The following is an 18,530-nucleotide window of genomic DNA, read 5'->3' on the forward strand; positions in this document are numbered from 1 at the left end:
GCAGTATACACAACCAAAACCAGCACCGCTCCCTCGTTCACCTTCCTCCTGAACTACATCACGGGGACATTACTGCTTGGGGCTAACATGCCCAGCTTACCCCAACCTACCCCCCCTTTTTCCCGCACGCGACTTTGCCTACACTGAGCGATCTTTCTTTGGTCACGGATCGTGTATGCGCGCCAGTCAATTCTTTCTGCCCACCCTTAAGGAAACCCCGGCGGAGGCCGAACTCGTCAGCCATCAATTGCTATTACGCGGTGGCTTTATTCGGCGTCTGGCCTCGGGCCTGTATACCTGGCTGCCGCTCGGGCTACGGGTGCTGCGCAAGGTAGAAGCGGTGGTTCGTGAGGAGATGGAACGCGCCGGTGCTCAAGAAGTGTTGATGCCGGTAGTCCAGCCCGCAGAACTGTGGCAGGAGTCGGGACGCTGGGAGATGTATGGTCCAGAGTTGTTGCGCCTGAAGGACCGCCATCAGCGAGATTTCTGCCTTGGCCCCACACACGAAGAGGTGATCAGCGACTTGGCAAGACGGGAGATCCGCTCCTATCGTCAATTGCCGGTCAATCTATACCAGATACAGACCAAGTTTCGCGACGAGATTCGGCCACGCTTTGGCCTGATGCGGGCACGCGAATTCATCATGAAAGACGCCTACTCCTTTCATGTCGACCAAGATTCTCTGCGGGCGACCTATCAGGACATGTACGACGCCTACAGCCGCGTCTTTACGCGCCTGGGGCTGGAGTTTCGCGCCGTCGATGCCGACAACGGTTCGATTGGTGGCAAGGCTTCGCATGAATTCCATGTGTTGGCCGATTCTGGCGAAGATGCCATCGTGCATTGTTCGGCGTGTGATTATGCCGCCAATCAGGAATTGGCGCGCAGCCGTCCCGAAGCAGAGCGCAGCGAGGAAATGTTTTCTGCGGAACAGCGCAGCACACCGGGGATTCGCACCGTACTGGAGCAAGCAAAACTGCTCGGCATCACGCCAGCGCAAGTGGTTAAGAGTCTGTTGGTGATTGCGGATGAACATCCCGTGCTTCTTCTGCTGCGCGGCGACGATGAGCTCAACCTGATCAAGGCCGCGCGTGCCCTGGATGTGGACGCGGTGCGTATGGCGAGCGCCGAGGAAAGCCAGGAGATCCTGGGCGTACCCTTTGGCTTCTTTGGCCCCAAAGACCTCCCCGTAACCTTGCCAATCCTAGCCGACCAGCGCGCGTTGGCACTGCGCAATTTCAGCACCGGCGCCAATGTTGCCGACCAGCACTGGCTGAATCTCAACTGGGAACGCGACCTGCCCCGCCCTGCGGTTGCCGATCTGCGCAATGTGCAGGCTGGCGATGCCTGCCCCCACTGTACCCCAGGCACCCTCGGCATCCGCCGCGGCATCGAGGTCGGGCATGTATTTCAACTGGGCACCCGCTATAGCGAAAAGCTCGGTGTGCGCGTGCTCAACGAGGCAGGCAAGGAGCAAACGGTGCTCATGGGCTGCTACGGCATCGGTGTGTCGCGCATCGTTGCTGCCGCTGTCGAGCAGAATTTTGACGAGCGCGGCATCTGCTGGCCACCGGCCCTCGCCCCCTTCGACGTGGGTATCGTTGCCATTCAGGCGAAGAAATCCCCCGCCGTGCGCGCGGCAGCGGAGACGATGATGGAGCGACTAGAGAAGCTGGGTATGCAGGTATTCCTGGACGACCGCGATGAGCGCCCCGGCGTACAGTTTGCCACCCTGGACCTGATCGGGCTGCCGCATCGCCTGGTAATCAGCGACAAGACTCTGGCGCAGAATGTCTGGGAATATCGCAGCCGCCGTGAGAGCGAGAACCGTCTGCTCAGTGAAGATGCGGTGTTGGCCGTTTTACAAGGAGAAAGCGTGTGAGCTATCAAAAGATCCTCGTTGCCGTCGACTTCAGCGCCATGGCAAATCTGGTGCTCGCCCATGCCGAGGAAGAGGCGCGCCTACACCACGCCGAGCTTACCCTGCTGCATGTTTTCGATACGCAGATCATGGACTTGCAACTACCCGAGGAACTATTACCCAGCTCGCTCGAAATGGTGCAGCGCCTACGCACGCTGGCACAAGAACGATTGGAATCCCTGCAGAAATCTATTGCCATACCAAGCCAAAGCGTTTTACTGGAAAAGGCCGGCGGCATAGGTCGCAGCATCTGCGAGCATGCAACAGAACAGGAACATGATTTGATTGTCATCGGCAGTCAGGAGCAAGGGGCAATCGGGCGACTGCTGCTGGGATCAGTGGCAAGCACTGTGGTACATCACGCCCACTGCCCAGTCCTGGTGGTCAAATCTCCGCAGGCGAACTAGCCCGCGCGAGCAGGACTGTGGCGCGCTGCCCAGTCGCCAATCTCTGCGACTAACTGTTGTGCTGCCTGATTCATGGCGGTAGCACCGCCAGCCGGACCAACAACCCGCAAAGGCGCCTGCGCAGCAAAGGTCTGCTGCGCGAGAACGTGGTAGCCCTGCGCCTCCAACAGAGTAGCCGTGCAGGAGATTTGTGCCGTGCCCGCCGTCGCACTAGAAAAATCGACAGTAAAATTCTGCAGACTCAACTGCAGGAGCAGCGCCGGATGTCCCGCCTGCGTCGGGCCCAACACCGCGCGCCAATCGCCTTGCTGATCTAAATGTTCGCTGAGCAACATGCCAAGCATCTGGCCCGGTGCAGCTGCCCAACGAGCACCATTGTAAGGACGCAACGCTTGCGGGTCGGAATACTGCAAACGGTAGAGAACCTGCTCACCCGCCAGCCAACTGGGTGCAGTCACAGCTTCCAGACGCAATACACCGGAGCGGGCCTGTGCTGCACGCTGGGACACCTGCGCCGCATTCAGCGTATAAGGCTGCTCCCAGGCCGGTGCGCTGGCACAAGCCGCAAGGGCAAGGCTTACCGTACCCAAAGCTGCAATGGACAGAGGGCGCCACCAAACCGGTTTCTCCTTCATGGATTTCCTCCTGCAAAGCCTGATTGCCCAGGCCCCGGTGGTGGCGACGAACGCCCGTAGAGCAAAGACTGCGGATTTTGCCGCAAGTCCTGACTCAAGGCCCCCAAATCCCGACTGCTTTGCAATAGATTTTGGGTCAAGGCGTTGAGCTGCGGGAGAGTCTGATTATTGAGCACCGCCACACTCTGTTGACCAGAACTTGCGAGCTGATGCAAAGCTACACTCGTGCCATTGAGCTGCTGTAGGGGAGCCTTGGCGGCAAGCGCCAAATCATCAAGGTGACGTACCAGTTGTTGGCTATCTTGCATGGTAGATCGGGTTGCGGCGATGGTGGAAGGCAGTTGTGCCAAAGCGGGCTGCAAGGCAGTTTCAAGTTCTGCCAGTTCCGCACTGGCCTGATCCAAATGACGCAGGGTAGCGGTGAAGTGCTTCCGATTCTGCTCGTCGAGAAGATCATTCATGCGCAGGGCCAACTCGTTACCCTGGTTGACCAAGGACTCGCCACTACGGGACAGCACCTGAATAAAGCTCGGGTGCATGGGAATATCGGGGGCCTGCCCCGGCGCATGCGCCAAAGGCGAAAAGTCCGTGCCGGCATCGCTCAAGGACAAATAGCTCAGCCCTGTCACCCCCTGCGGTTCGAGCTCCGCAAACGTCGCCTTGGTAACCGGGGTCTGCGCGTCGATGCTCACCTGCACTTGCACCATACGCGGATTGCGCGGATCAAAGCCGATGGACTTCACCTCGCCCACCCGCACGCCCTTGAAGCGCACTGGTGCTTGCACAGTGAGCCCCGTAACACTGAAAGGAGAGATCACGTTGTAGACTTTGCCCACGGGCGTCGAGTGATGCATCCACACCCCGGCGATGGCGAGTGCCGCACCCAAAACGACGATAAACAACAAGGCGATCAGCGCATGCGCCCGACTTTCCAACTAACAACCCCCGAGGAAATTGACTTGCCCTGGTCGGCATGCCTAAATGTAGCAGGTATTTTGGATGATTCCCATGCACTTCGACAGCCTACGCCAAACCATGATCGACACCCAGATTCGCACCTGGGAGGTTCTCGACCCGGAAGTCCTGCGGGTCTTACAAAACATCAAGCGCGAACAGTTTGTGCCCGCCCAACTGCAGGAACTGGCCTTTGCCGATTTCGAAATCCCCCTCGGCGACGGCGAACGCATGTGGACGCCAAAGATGGAGGCGCGCGTCCTGCAGGAATTGGAGATCCAGCCCCAGGACAAAATTCTCGAAGTGGGCAGCGGCAGCGGCTATTTCACCGCGCTTTTAGCGAGCATGGGCAAGTTGGTCCACAGCGTCGATGATAACAGCGAGTTTATTCGCAGCGCAGAAGGGCGCCTGCAAATGCAAGGCATCAGTAATGTACAACTCCATATTGGCGACGCCTCTGGCGGCTGGGCAACGACTGCCCCCTATGACGTCATCGTCCTGACGGGTTCGCTGCCGGAGCTTCCCAAGACATTTCTCGACCAATTGAATCCTGGTGGACGTCTGGTCGCCATCCTCGGCCAGTCGCCGCTTTGCAAGGTGCGTCGCTATCGGCGTAGCGCCGACGGCAGCCTGCGTAGTGGTGACCTCTTCGAGACGGACATCCCCGCGCTGCGCCATCCGGCCAGCAAGAAATTCCAGTTCTAAGCATGCACATACGGGCGGCGCGTAGCCTGGTCTTAGCCATCGACCTGCAAGACAAACTCCTCGGCATGCTCGGCGACGAGCAGCGCCAGCCCCTGTTGCAAGCCATTCATCGCTTCCTCGACAGTGCCCAGGCCTTTGACGTCCCCATTCTGCTCTCGGCACAGTACCCGAAAGGGCTGGGTACGGTAGACACCAGCCTGCAGACATTCGGCGCGACGTTCGAGAAGACCGAGTTCTCCTGCTACGCCAATCCTGCACTACGCGCCGCCCTGCGTGCCCGGGTAGAACGGCGGCAAATCTGCCTGCTGGGGGTGGAAACCCACATCTGTGTGCTGCAGACCGCCCTCGACTTGCAGTCCCAGGGCTGGCAGGTGGCTATCCCCATCGACGCCGTAGCCAGTCGCGATCGGCAACAGAGCGAATGGGGCCTTGCCCGCCTGCGCCAAGCTGGCGTCACCCTGAGCAGTACCGAATCGATCTTCTACGAGTGGATGGAAGACGCTGCCGATCCACGCTTCCGCCAACTGGCGCCAGCCTGGCGCTGAGAAATCGATGAGTCTGCACTATCAGATCCAGATGCGCCCCCAGGCGCATATCATCCAAATTTCCTTGCAAATCTCTGATCCAGACCCCGATGGACAGATTCTCGCTCTACCGGCCTGGGTGCCCGGTAGCTACACCATCCGCGATCTCGCCCGCCACATCGTCAGCATCCGTGCGACAGGCAACGGAGAAGAGCTGTCTTTGGACAAATTCCGCAAGGATCACTGGCGCATTGCCCCGTGCCGCGGCCCAATTACAATTTCTTACGAGGTCTACGCCTTCGACAAGTCAGTACGTACGGCCTACTTGGATGATGCTGGGGGGTTTTTCAATGGACCAGCAGTCTTTCTGCGCGTGCTGGGGCAGGAGCAGCAAGCGCATGCGCTAGACATCAGCGGTCCTGCCGACTGGCAGTTAGCGACGAGTATGGAATCTGTCACCGAGGCTTTGTGGTCCTGGGGCGAGCACTGCGCCCCGAACTACCGCTCGCTCTGCAATCATCCCATGCTGTTCGGTCCACTGAACCGGGTCGATTTCTGCGCTGAAGAGATACCCCATCACCTGGCGCTTCTTGGGCACCCCGCTGCAGAGTTGCTGCGCTTAGGCGAAGATCTCGCGAAGATCTGCGCGTATCAGCAACAATTCTGGGGCACCGGTCCCTTTTCACGCTATCACTTTCTCTGCATGGGCGGACAAAACACTTACGGCGGCTTGGAACATGAGGCCTCGTCCGCCCTGCTCTGTAATCGTGCCGACCTGGATGGTAGCGATCCCAAAGGCTACCGCCAGTTTCTCGGCCTGGCCAGTCACGAATACTTTCATTCCTGGCTGGTGCAGGCCATCCGCCCAGCGGCCTGGAGTGAGACGTACTGGGAAGCGGAAATTCCCAGCCACGATCTCTGGGTCTTTGAAGGCATCACCTCCTATTATGACAGCCTGTTGCTCTGTCGCGCCGGCTTGTGGTCGCAGAGCGAGTACCTGGAAGAGCTGGGGCAGGAAATCACCCGCCTCGCCCGGCGTCCGGGTGAAGTGCGCCAAAGTCTTGCCGAATCCAGCGCCGACGCCTGGACCAAGCTCTATCATCCTCACCCCACCGCCGCCAATTTTGAAATCAGTTACTACAACAAGGGTGCCCTTGCCGCCCTGTGCCTGGATGCTCGGCTACGGCAGCGGGGCTCCAGCCTCGACAAAATCTTGCGCCAGCTTTGGCAGGACTTTGGGCAGGCCAAGCGTCCGCTCCCTGAGGGCGGCATCTTTGCCATTCTCGAAGCTGCTCTCGGGGAAGAGGGTGTCGGTGAAGTAAGGGATTGGGTCACCAAACCACAGCCACTGCCCGTGCAAGAATGCCTACAAGTCCTGGGCGTAGAACTGCACTGGCGCGCTGCACGTGATGGACAAGACCACGGCGGTACGGAGATAGGCGGCCGTGGCAACGATATTGGCGCTACGTGGAAGAAAGCAGCGCTTGGCGTAGAGCTGAACTTTGTCCGCGCCGGCGGGCCGGCAGAGGACGCCGGTCTATGCCCAGGAGATCGCCTGCTCGCCCTGGACGGGGAAGAGATTGTCGCCGATCGATTAGCGGCCCAGTGGGATCGACTCGCACTGGGCATCCCGCGACACCTACATTATCTGCGCGATGGGCGGCTGTGCGAATGCGACTGCATCCCCACATCGCCTCCCCTCGACACCGCCTATCTAAAAATCGGCAAAGAGACGGCCCAACGCTGCCAGGATTGGCTTACTGGTGCGATAGATCAGACCAGCGGATAGTCGCGGCGCACCCGCTCCACGCGTAGGGCCTTACCGGTCTGCGTATCAATCTCCGCGAGCAATCCGCAAAGGCTCGCCAGCCCATCGACCACGGGCGCCTTGGCGGGCATAGCGTCGATGAAGCGGCGCTTGGCGATTTCCCGATCCACACCAATGATCGAGTCATAACAGCCGCACATGCCGGCATCGCTCTGGTAGGCCATACCGTCGGGTAAAATCCGCTCGTCCGCAGTGGGTATGTGGGTGTGGCTGCCCACCGCCATGCTTGCTCTTCCATCCAAATGCCAGGCCAAGGCGTATTTTTCGCTGGTCGCTTCGGCATGCAAATCCACCAGGATCACATCGCAATCTGCCAGCTCTTCATCTAACGCGGCATCTGCGGCACGAAAGGGACAGTCATAGATCGGGTGCATAAACAGGCGTCCCATGAGATTCAGGACACCGAGGCTCCATCCATCTTTCTCGATACGCAGCGCCCCACGCCCGGGCGTGCCCGGAGGCGCGTTATGGGGACGAAGCAAACGCGGCTCCTCAGCAATGAAGCTGATGGCCTCTTTTTGATCCCAGACATGGTTACCCGCGGTCACCGCATCTATGCCCCAGCTGAGAAACTCGTCCAAGATCTTGCGCGTGATCCCCGCCCCCCCGGCGGCGTTTTCCCCATTGACTACCACCGCGTCCAGATTCCCCTCAGCACGTAGATCGGCCAAGCCCTGCTGCAAGGCACGGCGTCCCGGTGCTCCCATCACGTCTCCAGCAAAAAGGATTCGTATTTTCATCGTGCAAAACTCCGGTATTCGCGCTCGGTGGCGATCGCATCCAGGGGCACATCCCATGGCTCTGCCGGCAATTCTCTCACCTCCTGAAAGGCATGGGCCACCCCTAGTAAACGCGGGCGACGCCAGCGACGACGATGGCGCAGTGCCGCCAGACTCCGATCATAGAAACCACCACCCATACCCAGGCGTTGCCCGGCACCATCAAAGGCGACCAGGGGTAAAACTAACAAATCCAGATCAGTAGCCGCTTTCCAATGACGAGGGGCTATCTCTGGTTCCGGGATTCCTAGGCGGTTTTTGACCAGGATCGCGCCCGCAGAAACAGGGGCAAAGCGTAGTTCGTCCGCATGCAGGCCCGCCAAGACGGGAAGAAAGAATTGCTGGCGATGCGCCCAAGGCAAATGCAGGATGGACAGCGCACTGATTTCACCGCGCATGGGCCAGTACAAACCAACAGTGCGCGCACTACGCAGAGAGCGGGACTTTCGTAACTGACGCAGTAGGCCACGTTCGGCGTTGCGGAGATCGGCCGGGCTCAAAGCTGCTCGCCGTTGCCGCATGCTGCTGCGAATGTCGATTTTCGAGATGGGCAAAAAAATACTCCCCGCTTGGGTCGTGGCACCCGCTATCCCACGAACCTGATGACCAGGTCGGGAGCCCGGGAATCGTATCAGGCTACTCCACGAGGGAGCGGCACACCAACGATATGGACCAAGGCCCCCTGGATAGACAATGTTGGTTCAGGAAATATCCCGGTACCACGTGCCCCGCAGGGAGTAAGCTCAAGCTACTCCGCACCCTGCCCCATGTCAACTAGATGTTGCAGGCGTGTAGCCACACTCTCCAGTGAGTGTTGCGCCTGCTGCAGCTCTTCTTGGCTACGCTGCAGGTCGGCAGCCAAGTTCAGCGCCACCATGAGCAGAGCGCGCTCCCGTTGCGTGCCCACGCTTTGCCGCACTTTCCCGCTTTGCAAACGCTCTTGCAGGGTGAGCATGGCCTGCCCAAGCAGATCGCGCTCCTCGGCCGAGCAAGAGATTTGATAGGACTGATTCAGAAATTCTGCGGCGATGACCTCACGCGCACCGGCTGCACTGCCCTGATTCATGTGTTGTGTCCTTCTTGTTCCCAGATGCAGATTTGTTCAAGCAGCCGGTCCAGGCGCTCGCGAATCTCTTGATGCTGGCGGCGCAGCTGGACATTCTCTGCCTCGAGGATCTCTTTTTCCCGACGCAGGCGCGACACCTCAACCCACTGCCCAGCCCCCCGCACCTGGCGACGCAGGGCATGATAATCGAGTATCATATCTTCGATTTGGCCCAGGAGAGATTCGACCCGAGATTCCCGCACGCTTACCCCCGGTTACAGTATGAAAACGAGTGTACGAAGGGAGCCAAGCATTTGCAACTCGATCAGACCCAATGAAAAAAAGCTCTCCTCCGCTCATCTCCGGGCAAAATTTTCGCAACCGCCTCGGCATTGCCGCCATCGTGGTGCTCTTACTCTTGTTGATCGTGGTTGCTCGCCTACTCGACTTGCAGTTGCTGCACTATCAAAAATTTCGGCAACTTGCGCACGACAACCATGCTGCCTTGGTCCCGGTCAATCCCCCACGAGGTCTGATCCTCGCCGACCATGGGCAGGTCCTCGCGCAAAACCAGCCAACCTATGCGGTAGAAGTCACTCCTGATCAAACCGCTGACCTGGACGCCACGCTTGATCGCCTGCAAAAGCTACTCGGTCTTTCCGACGGCGATCTCACGCGTTTTCGGAAAAGTATGGCGGCCAAGGCGAGTTTTGATCCGATCGTACTAAGGGCCGATCTCACCCCCCAACAGATCGCGGACCTCGCCGTGCGCACAGCAGAGTTCCCTGGGGTGCGCATCACCGCGCTCATGCATCGCCATTATCCCTACACCACCCTCTTTGCCCATGTAGTCGGCTACGTTGGACCGATCACGGCAAGCGATCTACAACGTCACCAAACGGAAAATTATCGTGGCCGAGATTACATCGGCAAAACCGGGCTCGAGGGCCATTACGAGCGCCAACTGCGCGGCCAAATGGGTTACCAAATCAAACAGATTGATGCGGAAGGACTGCAGGTCGGCACGTTGTCCGAGCAACCGCCAGTGGCAGGTGACAATTTAGAGACGCATTTACGTCTACGTGTGCAGCAAGCGGCGGCAAACGCCCTGGAAAGCAAAAATTATCGGGGCGCCGTCGTTGCCCTCGACCCCAACAACGGTCACGTGCTGGCCATGGTCAGCAGTCCGAGTTTCGATGCCAATTGGTTCGTGGATGGCATTAGCACGTCGCACTGGCGCAGCCTCCTGGACAATCCCGGTCACCCCCTTACCGACCGTGCCGACAACGGCCTCTACCCACCTGGCTCCTGCGCCAAACCTTTCTACTCCATTCAAGCCATACAATCGGGGGTCATCGGGCCGGACTTCCAAACTTATTGCCCCGGCAACTTTCAACTCGGTGGGCATACCTATTGGGATTGGAACCGCGGCGGTTTCGGCGAAACCAACCTCACCAAGGCCTTGGCTTGGTCGGTAGACGTATTTTATTACAAGCTGGCGGTAAAGATGGGCATCCAGTTGCAGGATCAGACCCTCTGGCGTTTCGGATTTGGCAAGTCCCCAGGCATCGATCTACCTGGCGGCCTAGCAGGACTCGTGCCCACTCCGGCGTGGAAGCGTGCCCATTTGCACGCCCCTTGGTACACTGGCGATTCCGTCATTCTTGGCATCGGTCAGGGCTACCTTTTGGTCACCCCCCTGCAGCTCGCCCGCGCCGTATCCGCGATTGCCAACGGCGGCTATTTGGTGCAGCCGCAAGTGGCCAAGGCGTGGATCAGCTCAAGCACCGGGGCACACACCCCCATCCCCAGCAATGCGCCGTTGAATTTGCATATTGATCCATCTGCGCTACATGCTGTGCGTCAGGGGATGGAGGCCTGTGTGAATACCGGCACCTGTCATACGGTCAGCATCCCCGGTATCAGCATTGCCGGCAAAACCGGTACGGCACAGGTGCCCGAAGGTTATGCGCACGGGCGCACGATCTATAACAACGACTCCCTATTCATTGGCTGGGCACCAGTAGATCATCCCAAAATCGCAGTGGCTGTAGTGGTGGAGAATGGCGGCCATAATGCCTGGCAAGCGTTGCCGGTTGCACGCGCCACCATCGCCGCGTACCTGCAGCCCGACCATGACCCAGGACCGGCCCCCTCCCACCTCCATCCGCAACATTCGCCTTGACATCGGCCTGGAAACTGCGCAGAATCCGCCGATCTTCCGCCCCAGCACGTGGGCATTCGTTTCGATAGTATTAGGAGTAGGTAGCGTGGCGAATACGGCACAGGCGCGCAAGCGCGCAATTCAGAACCAAAACCGTCGGCTGCATAACGACAGCCTGCATTCTCGTATGCGCACCTACGTCAAGCACGTTCTGCGCACGGTACGTGATGGTAACCAAGAACAGGCGCGTAGCGCCCTGCATACGGCAGAGTCGATCATCGACAAGACCGCCAGCAAGGGTGTCATTCACCGCAACGCGGCAGCGCGCACCAAGAGCCGCTTGTCAGCACGCGTAAAGGCGATGGGGCAGCAGGCTTCCGCCTAAGGGACTCTCGCTTGCGGGACAGTGAAAGGCCAGTCTTTCGACTGGCCTTTTGCATTTCAGCCGTCAAGCATGGCGCGTAAGCGCGCAAAGGCATCTTCGGTTTCTTCCGGCGCATCGGCGGCCATCGCGCCGCGCTGCCAGTCGAGATGTTCCGCGGGGATCTCGGCCAAAAAACGGGACGGCTCCGGATTCAAGGTTTCTCCATAACGCTTGCGACGCTGGCAAAAACTGAGCTGCAAGCGAAACCTCGCCCGTGTCATCCCCACATAGAACAAGCGACGTTCCTCGGCAATCTGCTCCGGGGTTTCGCTGTTGCGATGGGGTAACAATTCCTCTTCCAGGCCTACCAAAAAGACCTGAGGGAACTCCAGCCCCTTGGCGGCATGCAGCGTCGACAAGCGCAGTACGTCGCGATCCTCGTCCTCTTCCCGTTCCAGCATGTTGTAGAGCATCAAGCGCTGCAGCAGTTCGCCAAGATCCTTGGGACCGTCTTCTTGCTCCAATAAGCGCCCTATCCAGCTAAGCAATTCCTGCAGGTTTTCCCAACGCCGGCGGGCAGCACGTTCATCTCCTTCATCCAGGAGATACTGCCAATAGCCGATCTCTTCGGGAATGCTCTGCAACACCGGGAGCAACTCCTCGCTGCGCTGTACTTCGTCATTTTTTTGGTTAATCCAGTTGGCAAATTCTTCCAGAGCGACACGGCTACGAGCGGGCAGTTCCAGATCCTCGGCAAAGATACTGGCAAAGAATGATTGCCCCTGCGCCCGTGCATATTGCCCAAGCCGCTCCAGACTCTGGCTACCAATTCCCCGGCGCGGGGTATTTACCGCGCGTAGCAGGGCGGGATCGTCGTCAGGGTTTTGGACCAACCGACAATAGGCCAAAAAGTCCTTGATTTCTGCCCGCTCGAAGAATGAGATCCCCCCCGAGACCTGATAGGGAATCCGGGCCGACCGCAGTGCGGCCTCGAGCGGACGAGACTGATGATTACTACGATACAAAATAGCGTAATCGCGGTATTCGCCGTCGCGCTGGAAACGATCGCGCAAAATCGTGTTCGCCACGCGTTCTGCTTCCTCACTCTCATCGGCACAGGCATGCACCTGGATGCGCTCTCCTTCGCCCAAATCTGACCATAGGCGTTTTTCGAAGAGATGCTCATTTTGCGCGATAACGGCATTGGCAGAGCGCAAGATGCGGGCGGTAGAACGATAATTTTGCTCTAGCTTGATGACCTTGAGGCTTGGAAAATCCTCGGCCAAACGATGCAGATTATCGGCCGCGGCGCCGCGCCAAGAATAGATGCTCTGGTCATCATCTCCCACTGCGGTCAGGTTCTGCCGCTGCTGGAGCAGCACGCGCAGGAGACGATATTGTGCCCCATTGCTATCCTGGTATTCATCCACCAGCAGATAGCGAATACGGTCCTGCCAGTAGGCGCGTGCCGCCTCATCTTCCCTGAGAATCCGCGTGGGCAGGAGGATCAGATCATCGAGGTCAACCGCATTGCAGGCGTGCAAGGACTTACTGTATTCCGGATAGATTGCCTGCGCGAGAGCACCGATCTGGTCATCGGTAATCACTTCTTCCGGAAGCAAGCCATCATTCTTGAAGCGAGAAATACGCGCCTGAATCGCATCGGTCAGATCCGTCGCTCCGTTACTCTCACGCAAGAGGCCGCGCAGCATGGCCAAGCTATCACCGGGGTCGATGACGCTAAAGGCCGTGCCGTAACCCAAACGTGGCAATTCGCGGCGCAGGATTTGCAGGCCCAAGCGATGAAAAGTCGAGACCATCAACCCGCGTCCCGAGCGGCCTTCTAGTCGCTGGGCAATACGTGCCTTCATTTCCCGCGCTGCCTTGTTGGTAAAGGTCACGGCAGCGATGTGCTGCGCCGCAACCTGCTCGTTCTGGATCAGATGGACGATCTTTTGGGTGATCACCCGGGTCTTGCCCGAGCCCGCACCAGCCAAAACCAGCAACGGCCCATGCACATGACGCACCGCCTCCCACTGCGGCGGATTGAGGTCCGGGTTACTCAGCCTGGGCCTCCAGCACTGTCGGAGCAACGGTTTTTTGCTCTGCAAACCCACCGCGGTACGCCCACCAAATGATGACGGGTCCGAGGATAATCATCGGAATGGAGAGAATTTGCCCCATAGTCAGTGGGCCCAGGACGAAGCCTAACTGGATGTCGGGTTGGCGCACGAACTCTACCAGAAAGCGGAAGACGCCGTAGCAGAACACAAACAGCCCACCTACTGCGCCAATGGGGCGGGCGCGGCGGCTATAGGTGGCAAGGATCAGGAACAACAGGACTCCTTCCAGCAGGAATTCGTAAATCTGCGAGGGTTGGCGCGGCTGTGGGCCACCAGCAGGAAAGACCATCGCCCAGGGCAGGTGACTCACCCTCCCAAAGAGTTGGTCATTGACGAAATTAGCAATGCGTCCAAGGCCGAGACCAATGGGAACCGCTGGCGCGATGAAATCCAGCGTTGGAAGGAAGTTATGTTCCGGCTTACTCTTGGCAAAGAGCCAGCAGGCGAGCACCACTCCGAGCAGGCCACCATGGAACGACATGCCGCCATCCCAGATGAAGAGCATGTGCAAGGGATGCTGCATATAATAAGGCAGGTTGTACCAGAGCACATAGCCCACCCGACCACCAAGAATGGCGCCAATGGCCACAAAAAACTCCAGGTCGACCACCTCGGATTTTTTCCACGGCGTATGGCTACGGCGCCCGCGGCGGATCAGCCATAGGGTCGCAATGACAAAACTGATGATCTCCAGCAGGCCATACCAATGAATGGTAATGGGACCAAGCTGAAAACCGATGGGATTGATGTTGGGATAGTGCAGCATGAAATTCCCCCGAGCCAATGGCTCACGATGGCTACCCTACAAAATTCTGTCAAGAAAGGTTCCCTAGGCGGGAATCTGCATGGTCACACAATGCAGACTACCGTGCTGGCGCGCCAGTTCCAGACAGGGAATCAAGACCATTTCCCGTTCTGGGAATATCGCCGCGAGCCGCTCCGCCGCCACGGCATCGGCGGGATCATCATATCCGGGCAGCAAAACGGCCCCGTTGATAATCAGAAAATTGGCGTAGCTCAAGGGCAAGCGCTCACCCTCCTCATCAAATCGAGCGGCGGGCCAGGGCAGTGGAACCAGGTGATAGGGTTTGCCATCCGCCTGCGGGAACCCCGCCAATTCTGCTGCCATCTGCTGTAGCGCAGCAAAATGCTCATCCAGGGGATCATCACAGGACTGATAGGCAATCACGCCGGGGCTGCAGAACCGCGCGAGGGTATCTACATGGGCATCGGTATCATCACCTTGCAGATACCCGGACTGCAGCCAGAACACACGTTCCAACCCCAGCAGCGTGCAGAGCTGATCGCTGATCTCCTCACGTGACCATTGTGGATTACGATTGGGCGAGAGCAGGCAGGCATCCGTCGTCAACAAAGTACCTTGGCCATCACTATCGATACTGCCACCTTCCAGAACCATCCCTAATGTTTGCAGTGGCAAATCACCATAGGCATCGGCGGCATGCAGCCGGCGCGTCAGCTGGTTGTCGAGATCCGCGGCAAATTTCAGCCCCCAGGCATTAAAGGCAAAATCGAGCAAGCGTCGGCGCCCATCCTGGTGACGTACAGTGATGGGGCCATGATCACGCGCCCAGGAATCATTACTCGGGGCACGATGGAGATGGCAACGCGCAAGATCGGCGCCCGCGGCGCGCAGGCGTTGCTCACAATCGCGCCGGCTATCTTCGTCGTGGACCGCCACGAGCAGATTTTCCCGTTGGCTGATCGCGGCGCCGATCTGGGCGAAAACCTGCCATACGTCGCGCAAGCGCGGCGCCCAATCCGTTGCCCGATGTGGCCAGGTCAATTGCACCGCGTGCTGCGCCGCCCACTCTGCCGGCAAGGTGAATCCATCCACCATGGTCATCCCCCAAAAACAAGGTTAGGCCGCATTGTAGGACTTGGCTGCGCTTCCGTCACCGCTTGCGCGCGGCTACACTGCATGCATGACACAAACCCTGGAACGCCTCGACCACCTACTCTCCCGCTTGGGATACTGCAGCCGCTCCGAGGTGCGCAAATGGCTGCGCGAGGATCGCATTCGCGTGACCGGCATGGCAACACCCCGCTTCGGTAGTAAGGTCAATCCCGGCGACGTATATATTGATGGAGAGGCCCTCGATCCAGCCGAGCCACTCTATCTGCTCTACCACAAAGACCTGGGCAACGTCTGCGCCCATGATGATCCGCGCAGCATCTATGACGATTTTCCCATGCGTTGGCGCTATCGACGGCCAGTTTTAAGCAGCGCCGGCCGCCTCGATCGCGACACCAGCGGCTTGCTTTTGCTGAGTGACGATGGACAGTGGCTGCACCGCTGGAGTCATGCCCGCAATGCGATTCCTCGCCACTATCGGGTGCTCCTCGCAGAACCCCTGCGTGCCGATGCCGAGCAGATCCTCGCCAGCGGCACGCTGCTTCTGGACGGCGAACAGGAACGCTGCCAACCGGCAAGTATGGTCAGGACGAGCACGCACGAGCTGCGCCTGACCTTGCGCGAGGGTCGCTATCACGAGGTACGCCGCATGATGGCGGCCCTAGGCAATCATGTGCTGGCGCTACACCGGGAAGGTTTCGGTCCCTTTGTCCTGGAGAACCTCGCCCCAGGGGAATGGCGTTATCTGCACCGCGAAGAAATCTATCAGGAGCCATGAGATGAGATGGAGCCCCCACGTTACCGTTGCCGCCATTGCTACCGATGCACAAGGCCGTTTCCTGCTCGTCGAAGAGCGAATCGATGGTGTCCCTTGTCTCAATCAGCCTGCCGGCCATTGGGAAAAGGGTGAAAGCCTGGTTGACGCGGTCATCCGCGAAACCAAGGAAGAAACCGGCCATGATTTCACTCCCGAGGCCGTGTTGGGTATCTACCATTGGCAGCACCCGCAGAAAGACCTCACCTACCTGCGCATCGCCTTTATCGGTGCTGCGGGACAGTATGATCCCCTGGCGCCACTTGATACGGGCATCATTGGCCCACGCTGGCTGCACCCTGAAGAACTCACTTCGGCGCGCCTACGCACGGTGATGGTAGAACGCTGCATCAACGATTTTCTTGCCGGACAACGCTTCTCGCTCGACCTATTGCATACGGTGTAGAAAACGCCATCCCGCGCATCTAGCGCTGACCTCCGCCCAGCTTTTTGTTATATTGAAGAAAATATTGTAGCGAGATGCAGCGATGATCGACGCAGACGGCTATCGCCCCAACGTGGGGATGATCATTTGCAACCAACACAACCAAGTCCTCTGGGCCAAACGGGTAGGCGAAAATGCCTGGCAATTTCCCCAGGGCGGGATCGATGGTAGTGAAAGCCCAGAGCAAGCCGTATTTCGGGAACTCCTGGAAGAGGTAGGAACCAACAAGGTCTGCATCATTGGCCGCACTCGGGGTTGGCTACGCTATGACGTGCCCAATGCGCGTAACCGGAGCAAGCAGCGGCGTTATCGTGGACAGAAGCAGATCTGGTTTTTATTACGCTTTGAAGGTAGTGAAGCAGAAATCAACCTGCAAACCGATCACCCGGAATTTGAGGCCTGGCAATGGGTGGACTATTGGCGTCCAGCGGAAGAGATCATCGCCTTTAAGCGCAGGGTCTATTGCCTAGCCTTGCAGGAGTTGGCGCCGTTGATTGGTGCGCCGCCAGCACCCTTTCCTGTCCCCGAGCGCGGCAAGGCACCACCACGTCGCGGGAATCGGTATCCGCAGCGACGTCGACATCCGACCAGTGCAACGTAAAAGGGCTGGCTGTTTACGTTCACAGCCAGCCCCCGCGATCACAAAACGAACTTACTTCTTCTTCAGGCACTCACTCATGAAGCTCTTGCGTTGCTCGCCCTTCATGCCTTTCGCACGCACGTTACAGGTCTTCATCTTTTCCTGCTGCGCCGTCAGCTTACGCGGATGCTCCGCTTTCTTCTCCGACTTCTTTTCTACCTTATGATGCTCTACTTTCTTTTCCATCTTCATCGGCGCAGGCGTGGCCGGTGTAGCGGTTTCCGCCAGAGCGGCGCCAGAAAGCAAGAACGACAAGGCAACACAGGAAGCTAGTACTTTTTTCAACATGGTATTCTCCTTTGGTTTGGTTACATCACTGACTACAACAACCCCTTGAGACCTTGTTCCAGACCATCAACATCGGGAGTCTGGCCGTTCGGTGACAACTGATCGATGAGATGCGGAAGCGCTTGACTCAAACCCTGAGTCAGGGTTTGTGGATCCATACCAATCGCATTAGCGACGCTCTGGATTCGATCGCTACCGATGACCGACTCAATCTGTTCCGCGCTGATCGGTTGGTTCTGCCCATTGGAAATCCACGAATCAACCACTGAACCAAGACCTCCATCGCGCAGCTGTTGCAAGGTGCCACTCACGCCCCCTGGCTGATTCTGCAAAAACTGGATCGCCGAGCCGAGAAAACCTGTTTGCTCTCCAACCAGCACAGACATGCCGCTAGAAATGACATTATCGAGTAAACCCATTTTCTTTCCTCCCATTTTCTAAATTTTGGTATAGGAAAGATACTCCAAGGTATGCGTAACGCTCAAGCAGATTTTTTTCTATCTTACTGTTTTGTTTATAGTTAACACCACTTAGCGTTGGATACTACGCCGTTTGCGTACCTCTACCGTCACGGTACGGGTGCTTGAGCGAGAGACTGGTGGCTGCGCCGACACCGGATGAGCTGATTCTTCTGGGATTGGAAGATCTTTTGGATACCAGAACTGTGGCCGACCACTCTGATCGACATTTTCCACAGGTGCTGGCTCCGCAGGTCGCCTCGGAAAACGCTGTTCCGTTCCAGCTTCCTGGTCCCGTGCACGCTTGCGCTCCGGGGTAATACCATATTGCGGTGCTACAATGGGCATAACGCTCCCTACAGATCAATCCTGAAGTAACTTGTAGCGGCGGGGGTCAGCCACATACCGTTCCCAGCCACGCCCTAACTCTAGCACAATCTGAGAGAAAGAAAAAGGAATACCCAATTTCCGCGATTACCTTTGCGTTGCGGCGCATTGTGGGCACGGGCAGGGCGATTCTGGCTGCATAGCGTGACTGCCGGAAGGTTCCCACGGCGATC

At 58.2% G+C, this 18,530-nt stretch carries 22 protein-coding genes and 1 other RNA gene; 10 read left to right on the plus strand and 13 right to left on the minus strand.

Annotated features, from left to right (window positions below):
• Positions 1 to 175 precede the first annotated feature (175 nt).
• A complete protein-coding gene (locus AB4090_RS11335; RefSeq protein WP_369573989.1) occupies positions 176 to 1,882 on the plus strand; it encodes a proline--tRNA ligase in 1,707 nt (568 codons plus the stop codon).
• The gene (locus AB4090_RS11340; protein ID WP_369573990.1) at positions 1,879 to 2,328 is read left to right on the plus strand and encodes a universal stress protein; all 450 of its coding nucleotides are present in this window, start codon (positions 1,879 to 1,881) and stop codon (positions 2,326 to 2,328) included. The genes AB4090_RS11335 and AB4090_RS11340 overlap by 4 nt, the downstream gene beginning before the upstream one ends.
• On the opposite strand, the gene AB4090_RS11345 is transcribed toward AB4090_RS11340, so the two are convergent.
• The gene (locus AB4090_RS11345) at positions 2,325 to 2,963 is read right to left on the minus strand and encodes an ABC-type transport auxiliary lipoprotein family protein (RefSeq protein WP_369573991.1); all 639 of its coding nucleotides are present in this window, start codon (positions 2,961 to 2,963) and stop codon (positions 2,325 to 2,327) included. The two genes, AB4090_RS11340 and AB4090_RS11345, sit on opposite strands and share 4 nt — an antisense overlap.
• Positions 2,960 to 3,898, minus strand: a complete 939-nt coding sequence (locus AB4090_RS11350; protein WP_369573992.1) for an MlaD family protein — start codon at positions 3,896 to 3,898, stop codon at positions 2,960 to 2,962. Before AB4090_RS11350 ends, AB4090_RS11345 begins: the two co-directional genes overlap by 4 nt.
• A 73-nt stretch (positions 3,899 to 3,971) precedes the next feature.
• On the opposite strand from AB4090_RS11350, the gene AB4090_RS11355 reads away from it, so the two are divergent.
• The 3 genes from AB4090_RS11355 to AB4090_RS11365 are packed head-to-tail and all read left to right on the plus strand — an operon-like array spanning position 3,972 to position 6,935.
• Positions 3,972 to 4,622 (plus strand): protein-L-isoaspartate O-methyltransferase, encoded by a 651-nt coding sequence (locus tag AB4090_RS11355; RefSeq protein WP_369573993.1) that lies wholly within the window; start codon positions 3,972 to 3,974, stop codon positions 4,620 to 4,622.
• 2 nt (positions 4,623 to 4,624) lie between these two features.
• A complete protein-coding gene (locus AB4090_RS11360) occupies positions 4,625 to 5,167 on the plus strand; it encodes an isochorismatase family protein (RefSeq protein ID WP_369573994.1) in 543 nt (180 codons plus the stop codon).
• A gap of 7 nt (positions 5,168 to 5,174) precedes the next feature.
• Positions 5,175 to 6,935: a M61 family metallopeptidase gene (locus AB4090_RS11365; RefSeq protein WP_369573995.1), complete on the plus strand. Its 1,761-nt coding sequence runs from the start codon at positions 5,175 to 5,177 to the stop codon at positions 6,933 to 6,935.
• On the opposite strand, the gene AB4090_RS11370 is transcribed toward AB4090_RS11365, so the two are convergent.
• The 5 genes from AB4090_RS11370 to AB4090_RS11390 all read right to left on the minus strand — a co-directional run bounded on the left by AB4090_RS11370 (position 6,920) and on the right by AB4090_RS11390 (position 9,061).
• On the minus strand, positions 6,920 to 7,714 hold the full coding sequence (locus AB4090_RS11370) for a TIGR00282 family metallophosphoesterase (RefSeq protein ID WP_369573996.1): 795 nt from the start codon (positions 7,712 to 7,714) through the stop codon (positions 6,920 to 6,922). The genes AB4090_RS11365 and AB4090_RS11370 overlap by 16 nt on opposite strands.
• Positions 7,711 to 8,307, minus strand: a complete 597-nt coding sequence (locus AB4090_RS11375) for a 5-formyltetrahydrofolate cyclo-ligase (RefSeq protein WP_369573997.1) — start codon at positions 8,305 to 8,307, stop codon at positions 7,711 to 7,713. Before AB4090_RS11375 ends, AB4090_RS11370 begins: the two co-directional genes overlap by 4 nt.
• Positions 8,308 to 8,311: 4 nt before the next feature.
• Positions 8,312 to 8,493: non-coding RNA, 6S RNA (ssrS, locus tag AB4090_RS11380), on the minus strand.
• Positions 8,494 to 8,501: 8 nt separating this feature from the next.
• On the minus strand, positions 8,502 to 8,819 hold the full coding sequence (locus AB4090_RS11385; RefSeq protein WP_369573998.1) for a cell division protein ZapA: 318 nt from the start codon (positions 8,817 to 8,819) through the stop codon (positions 8,502 to 8,504).
• Positions 8,816 to 9,061, minus strand: coding sequence for a hypothetical protein (locus AB4090_RS11390; protein WP_369573999.1), 246 nt, complete (start codon positions 9,059 to 9,061; stop codon positions 8,816 to 8,818). The genes AB4090_RS11385 and AB4090_RS11390 overlap by 4 nt, the downstream gene beginning before the upstream one ends.
• A 71-nt stretch (positions 9,062 to 9,132) precedes the next feature.
• Here AB4090_RS11390 and mrdA point away from each other — a divergent pair, with 71 nt between their 5' ends.
• Together mrdA and rpsT are read left to right on the plus strand one after the other, a co-directional pair.
• Positions 9,133 to 10,983, plus strand: coding sequence for a penicillin-binding protein 2 (gene mrdA, locus AB4090_RS11395; protein WP_369574000.1), 1,851 nt, complete (start codon positions 9,133 to 9,135; stop codon positions 10,981 to 10,983).
• Positions 10,984 to 11,068: 85 nt separating this feature from the next.
• Entirely contained in the window at positions 11,069 to 11,347 is a 279-nt protein-coding gene (gene rpsT, locus AB4090_RS11400) for a 30S ribosomal protein S20 (protein ID WP_369574001.1), read from the plus strand.
• 56 nt (positions 11,348 to 11,403) lie between these two features.
• Here the strand turns inward: rpsT and AB4090_RS11405 are convergent, their stop codons facing one another.
• From AB4090_RS11405 to AB4090_RS11415, 3 genes are all read right to left on the minus strand, one after another.
• Entirely contained in the window at positions 11,404 to 13,443 is a 2,040-nt protein-coding gene (locus AB4090_RS11405) for a UvrD-helicase domain-containing protein (protein ID WP_369574002.1), read from the minus strand.
• A complete protein-coding gene (gene lgt / locus AB4090_RS11410; protein ID WP_369574003.1) occupies positions 13,385 to 14,215 on the minus strand; it encodes a prolipoprotein diacylglyceryl transferase in 831 nt (276 codons plus the stop codon). The genes AB4090_RS11405 and lgt overlap by 59 nt, the downstream gene beginning before the upstream one ends.
• Before the next feature lie 63 nt (positions 14,216 to 14,278).
• Positions 14,279 to 15,316 carry an agmatine/peptidylarginine deiminase gene (locus AB4090_RS11415; RefSeq protein WP_369574004.1) on the minus strand — a complete coding sequence of 346 codons (1,038 nt, stop codon included), beginning with the start codon at positions 15,314 to 15,316 and terminating at the stop codon, positions 14,279 to 14,281.
• Positions 15,317 to 15,395: 79 nt separating this feature from the next.
• Between AB4090_RS11415 and AB4090_RS11420 the strand changes: the two genes are divergently transcribed.
• From AB4090_RS11420 to AB4090_RS11430, 3 genes are all read left to right on the plus strand, one after another.
• A complete protein-coding gene (locus AB4090_RS11420) occupies positions 15,396 to 16,103 on the plus strand; it encodes a pseudouridine synthase (RefSeq protein ID WP_369574005.1) in 708 nt (235 codons plus the stop codon).
• Position 16,104: 1 nt separating this feature from the next.
• On the plus strand, positions 16,105 to 16,545 hold the full coding sequence (locus AB4090_RS11425; RefSeq protein WP_369574006.1) for an NUDIX hydrolase: 441 nt from the start codon (positions 16,105 to 16,107) through the stop codon (positions 16,543 to 16,545).
• Positions 16,546 to 16,627: 82 nt separating this feature from the next.
• On the plus strand, positions 16,628 to 17,185 hold the full coding sequence (locus AB4090_RS11430) for an RNA pyrophosphohydrolase (protein ID WP_369574007.1): 558 nt from the start codon (positions 16,628 to 16,630) through the stop codon (positions 17,183 to 17,185).
• Between the two features lie 51 nt (positions 17,186 to 17,236).
• On the opposite strand, the gene AB4090_RS11435 is transcribed toward AB4090_RS11430, so the two are convergent.
• The 3 genes from AB4090_RS11435 to AB4090_RS11445 all read right to left on the minus strand — a co-directional run bounded on the left by AB4090_RS11435 (position 17,237) and on the right by AB4090_RS11445 (position 18,318).
• Positions 17,237 to 17,512 carry a PsiF family protein gene (locus AB4090_RS11435; RefSeq protein WP_369574008.1) on the minus strand — a complete coding sequence of 92 codons (276 nt, stop codon included), beginning with the start codon at positions 17,510 to 17,512 and terminating at the stop codon, positions 17,237 to 17,239.
• Positions 17,513 to 17,544: 32 nt separating this feature from the next.
• Positions 17,545 to 17,946, minus strand: a complete 402-nt coding sequence (locus AB4090_RS11440) for a YidB family protein (RefSeq protein WP_369574009.1) — start codon at positions 17,944 to 17,946, stop codon at positions 17,545 to 17,547.
• A gap of 96 nt (positions 17,947 to 18,042) precedes the next feature.
• Positions 18,043 to 18,318 (minus strand): hypothetical protein, encoded by a 276-nt coding sequence (locus tag AB4090_RS11445; protein ID WP_369574010.1) that lies wholly within the window; start codon positions 18,316 to 18,318, stop codon positions 18,043 to 18,045.
• Positions 18,319 to 18,530 lie beyond the last annotated feature (212 nt).

Source organism: Acidithiobacillus sp. IBUN Pt1247-S3 (assembly GCF_041146875.1).
Lineage (GTDB): Bacteria > Pseudomonadota > Gammaproteobacteria > Acidithiobacillales > Acidithiobacillaceae > Igneacidithiobacillus.